At 70.2% G+C, this 14077-nt stretch carries 9 protein-coding genes; 4 read left to right on the top strand and 5 right to left on the bottom strand.

The window, feature by feature from the left end; genetic code table 11:
- Nucleotides 1–842 precede the first annotated feature (842 nt).
- Nucleotides 843–3887, top strand: coding sequence for a type ISP restriction/modification enzyme (locus tag EV376_RS11125; RefSeq protein ID WP_165437988.1), 3045 nt, complete (start codon nucleotides 843–845; stop codon nucleotides 3885–3887).
- A gap of 334 nt (nucleotides 3888–4221) precedes the next feature.
- On the opposite strand, the gene EV376_RS11120 is transcribed toward EV376_RS11125, so the two are convergent.
- Together EV376_RS11120 and EV376_RS11115 are read right to left on the bottom strand one after the other, a co-directional pair.
- Nucleotides 4222–5781, bottom strand: coding sequence for a recombinase family protein (locus EV376_RS11120; RefSeq protein WP_130322380.1), 1560 nt, complete (start codon nucleotides 5779–5781; stop codon nucleotides 4222–4224).
- A gap of 52 nt (nucleotides 5782–5833) precedes the next feature.
- The gene (locus EV376_RS11115; protein WP_130322378.1) at nucleotides 5834–6271 is read right to left on the bottom strand and encodes a SigE family RNA polymerase sigma factor; all 438 of its coding nucleotides are present in this window, start codon (nucleotides 6269–6271) and stop codon (nucleotides 5834–5836) included.
- A gap of 212 nt (nucleotides 6272–6483) precedes the next feature.
- Between EV376_RS11115 and EV376_RS11110 the strand changes: the two genes are divergently transcribed.
- Nucleotides 6484–7299 carry a DUF72 domain-containing protein gene (locus tag EV376_RS11110; protein WP_207228126.1) on the top strand — a complete coding sequence of 272 codons (816 nt, stop codon included), beginning with the start codon at nucleotides 6484–6486 and terminating at the stop codon, nucleotides 7297–7299.
- Nucleotides 7300–7330: 31 nt separating this feature from the next.
- Here the strand turns inward: EV376_RS11110 and EV376_RS11105 are convergent, their stop codons facing one another.
- On the bottom strand, nucleotides 7331–8629 hold the full coding sequence (locus EV376_RS11105; protein ID WP_165437987.1) for a low temperature requirement protein A: 1299 nt from the start codon (nucleotides 8627–8629) through the stop codon (nucleotides 7331–7333).
- Between the two features lie 138 nt (nucleotides 8630–8767).
- Between EV376_RS11105 and EV376_RS11100 the strand changes: the two genes are divergently transcribed.
- On the top strand, nucleotides 8768–10510 hold the full coding sequence (locus tag EV376_RS11100; RefSeq protein ID WP_130322371.1) for an ABC transporter ATP-binding protein: 1743 nt from the start codon (nucleotides 8768–8770) through the stop codon (nucleotides 10508–10510).
- The gene (locus EV376_RS11095) at nucleotides 10507–12267 is read left to right on the top strand and encodes an ABC transporter ATP-binding protein (protein WP_130322369.1); all 1761 of its coding nucleotides are present in this window, start codon (nucleotides 10507–10509) and stop codon (nucleotides 12265–12267) included. The genes EV376_RS11100 and EV376_RS11095 overlap by 4 nt, the downstream gene beginning before the upstream one ends.
- A 47-nt stretch (nucleotides 12268–12314) precedes the next feature.
- Here EV376_RS11095 and EV376_RS11090 read toward each other — a convergent pair whose 3' ends face one another.
- Together EV376_RS11090 and EV376_RS11085 are read right to left on the bottom strand one after the other, a co-directional pair.
- Entirely contained in the window at nucleotides 12315–12962 is a 648-nt protein-coding gene (locus EV376_RS11090; protein ID WP_130328611.1) for a YdcF family protein, read from the bottom strand.
- Between the two features lie 14 nt (nucleotides 12963–12976).
- The gene (locus EV376_RS11085) at nucleotides 12977–13951 is read right to left on the bottom strand and encodes an NADPH:quinone reductase (protein ID WP_130322367.1); all 975 of its coding nucleotides are present in this window, start codon (nucleotides 13949–13951) and stop codon (nucleotides 12977–12979) included.
- Nucleotides 13952–14077 lie beyond the last annotated feature (126 nt).

The raw sequence follows: 14077 nt of genomic DNA, 5'->3' as shown, positions 1-14077 counted from the left end.
ACTGGCCGTCGCCCGAGGAAATTCGACTGGCCGCCGACACCTGGGGCCCAGCCCGGATGGAGAAAGGTGTCAGATTCCGGTATCGGGCTTGCCGTCGACTGCAGGCGGGCGCTCGACTGCATCCGCAACTGCCGATGTGAGTGCATTCGACCATGCGTCGACTAGACGACCGAGGCGCGCCTACGCCGCTTTTGCGCCATCCTCACAGCACATGCATCCAGGTCCACACGATCGGCGATCCCACTCTGGTCGCTCGCGGACGCTGCGACGGCTGGCCGTTCGTGCCTCGATCTATGAGGGCTCCGTCGCGATCATGAAGGCACGTAGGCGGGTACGGCGGGTTGGGTACGTTCAGTCGTACCTGGCTGGCCACACCAACCTGTACGCCGACATCTGCTGTGCGTGCCTATGGGCATCATGCGGTTAGCCAAATGTGCACTGCCGGCATTGATCTCTCTCGCTGCCTGTCGCATGCTGTGAGAACACGGCGGGAGGTCGGTCGATGACTTCGGGTAGCCATGGCGAGCTGGGTGGTTGCGGCATGTGCACGATTGACCCGGTCCAGACGAGGGCGCATGGCTAGGAGCGCCCGCACCCGCAACGCGGCTGAAGTGCCCGGTCCTCGGGGCTCTGCTGAGGCGTATGGCGCCGTGCTTGAGGCGGCAGTTTCTCGCTTCGGTGCTTCCGTCGCGCCGGTGCTTCAGCGGGGTCTGGCTGCTCCGGAGGACACTTTGCGGGCGCCAATGGTCGAGCTTCTCAGGGCGGCTGGACGAGCGATTGGCTGTCCGGTTAGGGCGCATGGCGAGGTCCGCCTCCCGGATCTGGCTATCCGTCCTGACTACTTGATCGACGTCGACGGAGCCCCGATCGGTTATGTGGAACTCAAGGCGCCCGGTCGGGGCGTGCCCAGCCAGGGTTGGCATCCCACGGCTCGGGAGCGTAAGCAATGGGCCCAGCTTCAGCTGCTTCCAAATGTCCTGTACAGCGACGGTCAGTCCTTCGCGGTGTATCGCTGGGGAGAGCTGCAGGGGCCAGTGGCACGGATGGAAGGCGACCTGCACCGGGCCGGTGGGCGGCTTCGCCCCGCAGACGCCAACCTGGCGCTCGTGCTTCATGCGTTCCTTTCATGGCGTCCACGTCCACATCGCCGCCTTGAACATCTGGTCCGGGACGCGGCACGACTTTGTCGACTGTTGCGCGACGAGGTGTTGGACACTCTTGGTCAAGAGCGGCTCGGTGGAAGAGTACGGCTCTTCAGTGATCACCTAGCCGACTGGCGCACCTGGCTATTTCCGCACTTGAGCGAAGAGTTGTTCGCCGACGCCTACGCGCAGACCGTCACATTTGGGCTGCTTTTGGCGCGCCGGTCAGGAATCGACTTCGAGGGCAAGGAACTGCCGACGCTCGGGCGAGAGCTGGCAAAGAACCACCTTCTCGTCGGGCGAGCGCTGGCCATCCTCACCGAGGACCACGGTGGTCCCACCATCGAGCAGCGCAGCGTGGCGCTGCAAACGCTGCGCCGCGCCATCGCGGCCAGTGACTGGACGGATTGGCGGACCGACACGTCCGACCAGTTGTACGAACACTTCTTGGAGCTGTACGACCCAGCAGTGCGACGGGGAAGTGGCTCCTACTTCACACCGCAGCCAATTGCAAACTTCATGGTCCAGTTCGTCGACAGCATCCTGCACGACAAGCTGCAACGACGGCTCGGCCTCGCCGACCGCGACGTAGTCGTCGTCGACCCGGCTATGGGCACCGGCACCTTCCTGTTGAGCGTCATTGCACGTGTAGCGGAGACGATCGCGGCCGACCACGGGGACGAACCGGCCGAACTTCGTGCCCTCCTCGGCCGACTAGTCGGCTTTGAACGCCAGATCGCGCCTTTCGCCGTAGCGGAACTACGGCTACACCAGGATCTCGCAGCGCGGGGAATAGAAGTCACCGACGAGAAGGTCAGGTTCTACGTCACTGACACCCTGGACGATCCTAATGTAGAGACGCTCGTTAGTCCGTACGTATACCGCCCAATCGCTGATTCCCGGGCGCAGGCAATCAAGGTCAAGACCGAGGAACGAGTCATGGTCGTTCTCGGCAACCCACCCTACCTCGAACGTGCCAAAGGCCAGGGAGGGCTCGTACTCGCCAGCAACAAGGGGAAGTCGAGCATGCTCGACGCCTTTCGGGGCACGGGTACCGGCCGACTCGAATTCAAACTGCACAACTTGAACATCTACTTCTGGCGCTGGGCCACCTGGAAGGTGTTCGAAGCGCATCCTGAGCACCCCGAGGGAGTCGTCGCATTCGTTTGCACGTCGGCTTACACGACCGGACCAGGCTTCGCCGGCATGCGCGAGTACCTGCGACGGCAAGCGGACTGGGGTTGGATCATCGATCTCTCTCCTGAGGGGCACCAGTCAGAGGTGCCGACGCGCGTCTTCCCGGACGTGCAGCAGCCGCTGTGCATCGGAGTGTTCGGACGCAGCAAGACGGCCAACACAGCCATACCTGCCAGGATTCGATACATTGCCCTCTCCGGGACCAGGCAAGAAAAATTCGACGCCATCCAGACACTGACTGCTGCAAGCGGTCGCTGGTTGGACTGCCCAACGAAGTGGTCAGCACCCTTCCGACCCGCATCGCAGGCCATATGGAACGACTGTATTGCGCTCGCCGACCTGATGCCGTGGCAATCCCCAGGTATAACACCCAACCGAACATGGGTTTACGCGCCGGACGAAGAAACGTTGGCCGAGCGGTGGCGGCGCCTAAGCTTGGCTCCCCTAGCAGAACGGCCAGAGCTCATGAAGGAAACTCGGGATAGGAAAATCGGCCTCGCACTCTCGCCGCACTTTGACGCCAGCGGTCAGCCCGCGTCACTGACTGGCGACATCGACCCTCAGGTCTCCATCAGGCGCGTATCGTTCCGGAGCTTCGACCGGCAGTATGTCATCGCCGACCGCAGGGTTGTCGACTTCGCTCGTCCCGATCTCTGGTCTACATACGGAACGCATCAAACGTATCTGACAACATTGTTCGCGGAATCGGTAACCTCCGGACCGGCCGTCGTGTTCGCCGCTGAAGTGCCGGATACCCACCACTACATGGGCCATCATGGAGGCAGGGTATTACCTAAATACCGTGACGCCAGCGGTGATCAACCCAACATCGCGTCTGGCTTGATCGAGCACCTTTCTCGTCAGCTCGAGACTGACGTTACCTGCGACGACGTGCTCGCCTATGTTGCCGCTGTGGCGTCGCATCCCGGCTTCCCGACACGATTCCGTTCGGAGCTTCGCACCCCGGGAGTACGGATTCCGTTCACATTGAACCCCGACCTTTGGCGTAGAGCAGTCAGGCTCGGAGAACGAGTAATCTGGCTCCAGACCTACGGTGAGCGTTATGTCTGCTCAACGGCCGGCCGTCCACCGGGACCCCCGCGGGAACTGCGGCCTGATGTCCTCGTGCCCATACCAGGGGCGCCGGGCCACATGCCCGAATGCATCACGTACGATCGGGACAGCTCGACCCTGCACGTTGGCGAAGGAGCCCTCGGTCCCGTTCCCTCAGGGGTGTGGGATTACGACGTTTGCGGCACGCAAGTGGTCAAAAAATGGTTTGGCTACCGCTCAAAAAAGCCCCGCGTGCGCAAATCGTCCCCACTAAACGAGATCGTCGCCACCAAGTGGGACTTCACTGACGACTTGCGAAACTTGCTAGCCGTACTCCATGGATGCGTGCTCCTCGAACCGCAGCAGGATGACGTACTGGAAGCCATCCTCGATGGACCGCTCCTCAGGGCGAAAGAGCTTGAGGACTCCGGCATGCTGCCGCCGGCGGCTGAAGCGAAACAGCCGATCATTGAAGCTCAGCCACCCCTCTTCTGATGACATGGTCAGTTGGATCGCGCCTCAGGCCTGCCCACCATCCAACGCGAAGCACTCGAGGCGACGGCGCGCCGCATCCTCGCTCCCGGCAGGCCCGGCGACGACGTCCAGCGCCAGGTCAGCAACGATCGAGCTGTGCCGCCGGAACGCGCCCCTGGCCGCGGAAACACCGCCAGTACGTATATGCCGACCGCGGTGGTGTCGGCGAGATCGCTGCGGCTCTTGGCGTCACCTCCTGCGGCCCGCTGCGTCAATTCCGCTCGGTAGGGCACGTGGCACGTGATACGCCATGACGGCGGCGCCGAGACGAACCGTCCGACGCCGCCGTGCACGATCAGGCTGCCTGGTCCTGCGGGCCGAACCTCCACCGCCAATCCAAGCGGTGACGGCCGAACGTTCGGCGCTCACCCTTGAACCCCGCGCGGAGGAGTTTGATGTCGGCGACGAGGCGGATGATCTCTCGCTTGACCGGGATGTCGTCGCCGAGTTCCTGCCACGCCTGCACCGCCTGGTCGCCGATGCGTCCGCGTAGCACGGCGGGGATGCCGGCGTCCGCGGCGCGTTGCTCGTGCTCGGCGATCTGCGCGAGCAGGCCTTTCTCGGCGCGGGCGTAGGCGATCGCGGTGACCTCGCCCTCCTCGCCGAGCTTGCGCCAGTCCTCCAACTCACCCCGCAGTCGTTGTGCTTCGGCGCGGGCGTGCGCGACCTCCTCGTCGGTGGCGCGGGCGGCGGTGAGGATGTCGTAGACGTCGGGGCGGGACAGCCACGCCACCACCGTGCGCTGCACGTACTCGTCCAAGAACTCGGCCTTCACCGCCGTGCACCGCCGGTGCAGGCACGAGTACACCTGCCCGGTCCAGCCGTGCCGGTTGAGCCGCTGCGACGACAACGGCCCGTCACACACCCCGCAGCGCACGATGTACGACAGCAGATGCACCGCCCGCGCGGGACGGGTCGTCGTGCGGAACGGGTCGCCCAGCATCCGCACCACCGACCAGTACGTCTCCTCGCTCACCAGCGGCGGCCAGATCCCGTCGCCCACGATCTCCCCGCGCAGCACCCGCTTGCCGATGTAAGCCGGGTTCATCAACTGCTTGCGCAGAATCCCCCGCCGCCAGATCCCACCCTGTGAGGCCGGGATCCCGAGCCGGTTCAACTCCGCTTCCCGAACCGTCAGCGGCATGCCCTCGGAGATCTTGCGGAAGTTGTCCCGCACCACCTGAGCATGCGAGTACTCCGTAACGGTCCCGTCCGCGGCGACCGCCTTGCGGATCTCCGTGTCCGGCTCCTGACGAAGCAGGGCACGGGTGCGCTGGTCGTAGATCCGCCGATACCCGTAGGTGATCTTCCCGTGCGGGCGGCCCGCTTCCGCGGCCCCGACGATGCCGCGCAGCACGTTGTCGCGGATCGAGTCGGCCATCCACTCCGCCTGGACGGCCTGGAAGCCGAGCATCATCCGGTCGTTCTTGTCCCGCAGGTCGTACAGGACCCCGCCGACGAGCCAGAAATAGAGGCCGACCTCGTGGCACATGTCGCGGATCTTCACGTACACCGCGAGGTCGCGTTCCTTGCGGGAGATCTCCCAGATCACCAGCACGTCACCCTTGCCGGCGCGGATCTGCTCGATCAACAGCTCGAAGTTCTCCCGGTCCTTCGTCGCGTGCCGGCTCGCCGAGCGGTGGTTGTCGGTGAACGACCCCGCGTCCGTCCACGACCGCTTCGTGATCTCCGCCAGGTTCAGCACGCCCTGGTCGTGGACGCTCTTGCCCTGCTCCTTCTTGTCCTGACTCGCGCGCTGATACCGCAACGCCCGCACATCCGCGCCACCGGCCAACAACGCGTCCTTGCTGTCGAACCGGCCCCGATTCCCCGACCGGGCCTTCCGCCGTACCATCAGACCGTCCCCTTAGATCGACGTTCGTGTCTGACAACATCGACCCTAGCATCTAACGATCCTTGACAGTTCCGGGCGCGCACCCCAGCAACCCCGCCACCTCGTCCACCGGCAGGTCACAGATGAACCGCAGCACCAGCACGGCCTGCTGGCGGCGCGGCACGCGGGCCAGCGCCGCGCGCAGGACCTGCCGGTCCTCGACACCCGCGTCGTGCGCCGGCGCCGGCTCCGGCGGGGCCGCGAACAGCCGTACCCTCGACCACGCCCGGCGCCGCTCGTCGATGAAGCTCCGCACGAGCATCGTCCGCACGTACCGGTCGAGGTCGTCGGCCGCCCGGGCGCGGGCCCACTTCACGTACAGCGCGGTGATCGTCTGCTGGACCAGGTCGTCGGCCCGGTGTTCGTCCCCGGTGAGGAGACAGGCGAGCCGGCGCAGCGCGGGTATCCGCGCCGTGACGTACTCGACGTACTCCTCGTCCCCGTCTGCCAATGCACCGCTCCTCCGTCTGGATACGTCCCACCCTCAGACGGGTCCACCGGTCCACCGGGTTGTATCCGTTCCCAGGGAATCTCGCGGCCTTCCTCGACGGCCGGCGCCCGGGGGTGGATCGCGGCCGCCCGGCGCCGCCGGACTAGCATGCGGCAGCGGCGGCCACCGCCGCCGGCACGGGAGGTCGGATGCGTCTTCACGTGGGCTGTGCGATGTGGACGCACAGGGCCTGGCCCGGGCACCGGCTGCCGGCACACGACCGCCTGCGGCACTACGCCGGCTGGTGCACCGCCGTCGAGGGGAACACCACCTTCTACGCCACTCCGGCGCGGGACACCGTGGCGTCGTGGGCACAGCAGACCGACCCCGACTTCCGGTTCGTACTCAAACTGCCCAGGGTCGTCACACACGAACGCCGCCTTGGCGAGACCGACGGGGCGCTGCGCGCCTTCCTCGACGCGGTCGAGCCCCTCGGCCCCCGCGCCCACGCCCTCTGGATCCAACTGCCGGGCTCCTTCGCGCCCGCCGATGTGCCCGCGCTCGCCCACTTCCTGCGCCGCCTGCCCGCCTCCCACCGGTACGCCGTCGAGGTCCGGCACCCCGCGTTCTTCACCGAGCCCTCCGCCACCCGACTCCTCGAGGAGGCGCTCGCCGCCTTGGCCGCCGAGTGGATTCCCTTCGACACCACCGCCTTCTTCGACAGCCCGCCCAGCAGCGACGCGGAACGCGACGCCTGGACGAAGAAGCCGCGACTGCCGTTCCGCGCGGTCGCCCTGACCGACCGGCCGATCGTCCGCTACCTGGGCCGCGACGACTCGGCGCGGACGGTCGCGGGCTGGCAGGGCTGGGTCGGCATCGTCGTCGGTTGGCTGCGCGAGGGCCGGTCGCCGACGGTGTTCATCCACACCCCGGACAACGCGGAGGCGCCGGCGCTCGCCCGCCGGTTCCACGACGAGGTACGCGCCCGCGTACCGGAGCTCGAACCCCTGCCCGAGCCGGCCCCGGTCGGACCCCTGACCCTCTTCTGACGGTTGCCGGTGCCGTCACCCGGCATCCCTGCTACTGCCGACGCCGTGCCGGCCGTTCCGTCAGCAGGTCGGCGGGTCGCGGGTGCTCCAGCGGGCGGCCAGCGGCCCGGCGGGTGTCGATGACCGCGACCCCGGCCAGGATGACGGAGGCGGTGATCCCGGCGGCCAGCGACGGTAGGGCCATCAGGGGCACGACGGCGCCGAGCAGTACGGCGATGCCGACCCAGCGGTTGGCGGAGACCCGGGAGAAGACCGCCCACTCCAGCATGGCCCGGCCGATCAGGAAGCAGGCCGGCCCGCCGACGATCATGATCACCCATGCCGAGTAGGTGGGTCGGGTGTGGTGGCGCTGGATCAGCTCCTGCCCGATCGCCGTCATGATGATCCCGAAGATCAACACCGCGTGGGCGGACGCGACGAAGCGCCCCAGTGCCGCCGGGTCCCGGGCCTCGGCGACGGCGTCACCGAGCACCTGGCCGGCCCGCTGGAAGTAGATGCGCCACATCAGCACGGCGGTGACGAACGCGACGACCAGTCCGATGCCCTCGTACCAGCCGGAGCTCCTGCGGCCATTGGCGTAGGTGATGCCGACCGTGAGGATCGCCTCGCCGAGGGCGATCAGGACCAGTTGCGTGTACCGGTCGGCGAGATGGTGCGGCGAGATCCGCCACACCGAGATCCGCCCCCGGCCCAGGCGGGGCAGCGGCCAGCCCAACCGCACCGAGCCCAGGGAGACGACCACCGCCAGGATCCACAGCAGCAGATGCGCCCGGCCGGGGAACACGGCACCGATGACCCAGAGGACTCCGCTCACGGCGAACCAGAAGGTGGCGCGGCGGTACACCCGGGCCAGCGGGTGCCGGCCGAGGGCGTAGGCGAAGATCGACGACCGGAAGAGCTGGCTGAGCACGTACGCCAGCGCGAACGACAGTGCGGTACCGCCGCCGAACACGTGCGGCGCGCTCGTGCCCATCACCAGCACGGCGAACGCGGTGACCAGGACGGCCCACTGCGCCCCGGGGGCCCGCGGGTCGAACCTCGCGGTCATGTATGCGGTCGTCGTCCACGCCCAGAGCAGCGGCGCGAACAGCAGCACGGTGCGGCCGACCGTGGTCCACCGGCTGGCGATGTCCGCGACGTCGAGGCCCGGTACCTCCAAACCGGGCACCGCTGCGGCCGCCAGCCGGTTGAAGGCGAACACCATCGTCAGGTCGAAGAACAGCTCCACGTAGGTGGCCTGCTGGGCGCTGGTCGGGCTGCGCAGCAGCTTGACCGCCTGCCCCCGGCCCCAGTGCCTCCGCAGTGCCTCCACCTCTCCATCGCAGCCCATTTCGGCCTGCTTCGTGACGGCATCGGCGGTTTCTCCCCCGGCACCGACACGCGTCGCCCGGCCGGCCGTTGATCGTGCGGTGGCTGCGGCCTGACGACAGGGGCCGCACGTCAAACGCGTGATCGGTAACCTGGACCGGTGCCCCCACAGCTCCCGCATGCCGATCCGGGCGTGCCGGACACCCGGGGGCCGATCCGCTACATCTGGTGGCTGGTCCGCCGCCAGCCCTGGCGGGTGCTGCGCGGCAGCCTGATCGGCACGGCCTGGATGCTCGGGCTGTCCGCCCGGCCGTACCTCGTCGCGCGGGCCGTGGACGACGGGCTGCGCGCAGGCGACCACCGGGCGCTGTCGTGGTGGGTGGCCGCCATCGTCGTCGCGGGAGTGGGCCTCGCCTACCTCGGCATCATGCGGCACCGCACGATGACGTTCGTCCGGGAGGACGCGTCGGCCCGCTCGGCGGGCGTTCTGCTGCGCCACCTGTCCCGCATCGGCGCCGTGCTGCCGCGCAAGCTCGCCGCCGGCGAGGTCGCCACCGTCGGCGGCACCGACATCACGCACACGTCGGCGGTGCTGACGATGACCGGGCCGGGCGTCGGGGCGGTGTTCGCGTACGCGTTCGTCGCCGTCGTCCTGTGGTCCATCTCCCCCGTCCTCGCGCTGTTCGTGCTGCTCGGCGTGCCGGCGGTGGTGCTGGTCGTCGCGCCGCTGCTGCGCCGCCTCGAACGGGTCGAGTCGACCTACCGCCACCAGCAGGGCATCCTCACCACACGGGCCGGCGACATCGTGGCGGGGCTGCGCGTGCTCGCCGGGGTCGGCGGGCGCGGCCTGTTCGCCCGCCGGTACGCGGCCCGCTCCCGGAACCTGCTGGCCGAGGGGTACCGGGTCGGGGCCGTGAACAGCTGGATCGAGGCGCTCACCATCGCCGTGCCGGGCCTCTTCCTGGCCGCCGTGGTGTGGCTGGCGGCGCGGATGGCCGTGGCCGGCGACATCACGATCGGGGAGATGGTCGCCGTCTACGGGTACGTGGCGATCCTCGTCGTGCCGGTCTGGTTCCTGCTCGAAGGCGGCTACCAGTTGATCCGGGGCCGGGTCGCCGCTCGGCGAATCGTCGCCCTGCTCAACCTGACCCCGGACGACGTCACGCCGGCCGGTGGATCGGGATCCCGGCCCGCGCCGGAGCACCCCGCCGACCTGCACGATCCCGCCAGCGGCCTGACGGTGCCCGCCGGTCGGCTGCTGGCTGTCGCCGCCGACGACCCGGCTGCCGCCAGCGCGCTGGCCGACCGGCTCGGGCGGTACGCCGTCAGCGAGGTCACCTGGGGCGGCGTGCCGCTGGCCGGGATCAACCTCGACGAGGTGCGCGCCCGGATCCTCGTCGCCGACCACGACTCCTACCTCTTCGCCGGGACGCTGCGGGAGATCCTGCGGACCCGGGCGGGCACCGGTGACGCCGACATCCGCGCCGCCCTGCGTGCGGCGTCGGCCGAGGATGTCGTCGACGCCCTGCCGGCCGGGCTCGCCACCCCGGTCGGCGCGCGGGCCCGGACGCTCTCCGGCGGGCAGCGACAACGCCTCCGCCTCGCCCGGGCCCTGCTCGCCGAACCGGAGGTGCTGATCCTCGTCGACCCGACCTCGGCCGTGGACGCGCACACCGAGGCGCGCATCGCGCAGCGGCTCCGCGCTGCGCGGACCGGGCGGACCACCGTCGTGCTGGCCACGTCCCCGCTGCTGCTCGCGTGCGCCGACACCGTCGCGCACCTGCGCGACGGGCGGGCCGTGGCCGTCGGCACCCACGCCGACCTGCTGGACCGGGACCCGGGCTACCGGGCGCTGGTGTCCCGCGACAGCGAGTCCGCCGACGTCGACCGGGCGCTGCGGTGACCAAGCTCCCCGTCGCGGACCGGGCCGCGGTCCGCCGGGCCGCGTTGCGCCTCGTCGCCCAGGACCGGCGGGCCGTCGCCGTCCTGCTGGTGCTGCACGCCGCCGCCGCGGTCGCCGGGCTCGCCGCACCCTGGCTGCTGGGCCGGATCGTGGACGAGGTCGCCACCGGGGGCGGGGTCGCCGCCGTCGACCGGTTGGCCCTCGCGATCGGCGCGTCGGTGCTGGCCCAGGGGCTGCTCTCCCGGTACGCCCAGTACGCCGGCCACCGGTTCGGCGAGCGGGCCGTCGCCCGGCTGCGCGAGGAGTTCGTCGCGCGGACGCTGGACCTGCCGGTCTCCGTCGTCGAGCGCGCCGGCACCGGCGAACTGGCCACCCGCAGCTCGGTCGACGTGACGACCGTCGGGACCACCGTCCGGGAGGTGGTACCCGTCGTCGTCATCTCCTCGACCCAACTGGCGCTCCTCTTCGGCGCGATCTTCCTGCTGCACCCGCTGCTCGGGCTGATCGCCCTGACCGGGCTGCCGTCGATCCTCGCGGTCACCCGCTGGTACCTGCGCCGGGCCCGGCCGGCGTACCTCGCCGAGGGTGCCGCGACCGCCGAGCTGACCGAGGCGCTCACCACGACCGCGGAGGGCGCCCGCACGGTCGAGGCGCTCCGCCTCGGCGACGAGCGCATCGCGTACGGCGCGCAGCGCATCGGTCGGGTGTGGGCCACCCGCCGGGCGACCCTGGCCCTCCGTTCGGTCTTCTTCCCGGTGGTCGAGGCGAGCTACCCGCTCCCGATCGCCGCGGTGCTGCTGGTCGGCGGGTTCGTCCTGGACCGGGGCACGGTGTCGCTCGGCGAGGTGGTCGCCGCCGCGCTCTACCTCCAGCAGGCGATCGATCCCCTGGACCGGCTGCTGCAGTGGATGGAGCAGGCGCAACGCGGCCTCGCCTCGTTCGCCCGCGTGCTCGGTGTCGGCTCCGTCAGCGACCCGCCGGCCGCCGGCCGGATACCGGGGCCGCGGGGCGCGGCGACCCCGTCCCGGCAACGGCTCGCCGTGCGCGGCGCCCGATTCTCGTACGCCGCCGGGCCGGATGTGCTGCACGGGATCGACCTCGAGGTGCAGCCGGGAGAACGCCTCGCCATCGTCGGCCCGTCCGGCGCCGGGAAGTCCACCCTGGCCCGGCTGCTCGCCGGGATCGACGCGCCGCGCGAGGGCCGGGTGAGCCTCGACGGCCGCCCGGTCACCGAGCTGCACCCGGCCGAGCGCCGCCGCCGGATCGCCCTCGTCACCCAGGAGCATCACGTCTTCATCGGCTCGCTGCGCGACAACCTCGCCTTCGCCGCGCCGGGCGCGTCCGACGAACAGATGCGCTCCGCGCTGGTCACCGTGGGCGCCGACTGGTACGCCGACCTGCCCGACGGTCTCGACACGCAACTCGGCGACGGTGCCCGCGAACTCGGTGCCGCCGAGGCCCAGCAACTCGCCCTGGCCCGGCTCGTGCTCGCCGACCCGGACATCCTCGTGCTCGACGAGGCGACCGCCGCGCTCGATCCGACCACCGCCCGGCGCACCGAGCGCGCGCTCGCCGCCATCGTCGCCGGGCGGACCGTGATCGCCATCGCGCACCGGCTCAACACCGCGCACGACGCCGACCGGGTGGCGGTGCTGGAGGACGGCTGCATCACCGAACTCGGCGGCCACGACGACCTGGTCCGCGCCGGTGGCGCGTACGCCGCTCTCTGGCGCACCTGGCACGGCGGCAGCGGTTAGCCGCGCTCGGGATCCTTCACGGCCGACCCGTCGCGGTCGCCGGGACGTCAAACCAGCCGCTTGGTGTAGCCCGCCGCGACCAGCCGCCGGAACGCTGCGCGTACCTCCTCCGGCATCTCCTGCGGGATCGCGAACCCGCGCTCGGCGTACACCTCGATCCGCTGTGTGTCGCCGACCAGCATCTCCACCACACCCTGCGGGTCGCCGATGCTACGCACGTAGTCGTCGAGATCCAGCAGATCCGACGCGCACACCACGTCGACCTCGGGCCAGATCCGCTTGCAGGTGGCGTGGGCCCGGCGCTGCTGGTGCGGTCGCGACATGACCAGTGCCGACCGCACCGGGATCCGGCGCTCGGCCAGGAGGCGGCGCGAGAACTCCAGGTTCTCGGCGGTGTTCGTCGCGCGCGGCTCCACGAGAATCGACTCCGCTGGCACGCCCAGCTCGATCGCGTGCTCGCGGTAGTGCACCGCCTCCCCGCGCGGGAACCGCTGCACGGTTGTCGGCGCGTTCGCACCGGTGAACACGATCCACCGGAACAGGCCCTGGTGGAACAGGCGCGCCGCGACCGCCGCGACGCCCAGGTCGTCGCTGCCCAGCCCGATCCCCACGTCGCAGGGGCGCGGCTGGTGGCACATGTCGTGGTAGCGCCACAACGTCTCCACGTCCGCCCGGACCTCCTCGGGGATCCGCATGGTCCGGCCCGCCCTCACGGCCGGATCACCACCCGCCGGCCGCGAAGCTCGCCCTGTTCGAGCATGCGGTGCGCCTGACCCGTCGCCGACAAGGGCAGCGGCACGACCTCGCGCGGCGCCAGCCGCCCGCCGGCCAGCATCCGGTTGACCAGGCCGGCGGCCTCGGCCAGCTCCGCGACCGTGGCGTGGGAGATCACGAACCCGAGCACCGCGCGGTCGTTCTGGTAGAGCGCGCCGACCGGCAGCACCGGCCGGGTGGCGGCGCCGGCGAGCAGCACGATCCGTCCGCGCCGGGCGAGCAGGTCGATCACCGGCTCCAGCTCGTTGCGTCCGGACGTGTCCAGGTAGACGTCGATTCCGTCCGGGCAGGCCGTCCGCAGCCGGTCGACGACGTCGGGAGCGCGGTAGTCGAGCACGTCGGTGGCGCCCCTGCGACGGCAGTAATCGGCGTCGGCCGCCGATGCGGTCGCCACGACGCGGGCCCCGGCGGTGGCGGCGAGCGCCACCAGCGCCGCGCCGACGTTGCCCGCACCACCCGCCACGACGACGGTCTCGCCGGGCCGGAGCCGGCCGTGGACGAACAACGCCAGGTACGCCGTAGCCGCCGGGTGAAGCACGGTCACCGCGGTGGCCGGGTCGACGCCGCTCGGCAACCGGTACAGCCGGTCGACCGGCACCACGGCCTGCGCGGCGGCGCTGCCCTGCCGGCCGTCGTACCCCAGGCTGTTGCACCAGACCAGGTCGCCGGCGCGGAAGCCGGCGGCCCCCGGTCCCGTCTCCACCACCCGGCCGACCAGGTCGCGGCCGACCACGAAGGGCAACGGCAGCGCCGTGGGATAGGCCCCGGAGCGGACGAAGGTGTCGACCGGGTTGACGGTGGTGACGATGACGTCGACCAGGACGTCGGTCGGGCCGGGGCGGGGTGTCGGCAGGTCACCGACCCGGATGCCCGCGGCGGGCCCGGGACGCTCGATGTACGCGGCTCGCATGGCCTGATTCTGCTGGACGTCGTCCCACCTGCCCGGGCAGGTCACACGCCCCGACAGCGGTTCGCGGCCGACCCGGGGACGCACCGGCCCGGCCGTGGCGCGGTCGGTCCGCCGGGTGTCGACGAG

It is taken from the genome of Micromonospora sp. CNZ295, assembly GCF_004217535.1.
The sequence above is the reverse complement of the archived record's forward strand: the minus strand, read 5'-3'. Positions and strand labels throughout refer to the sequence as shown.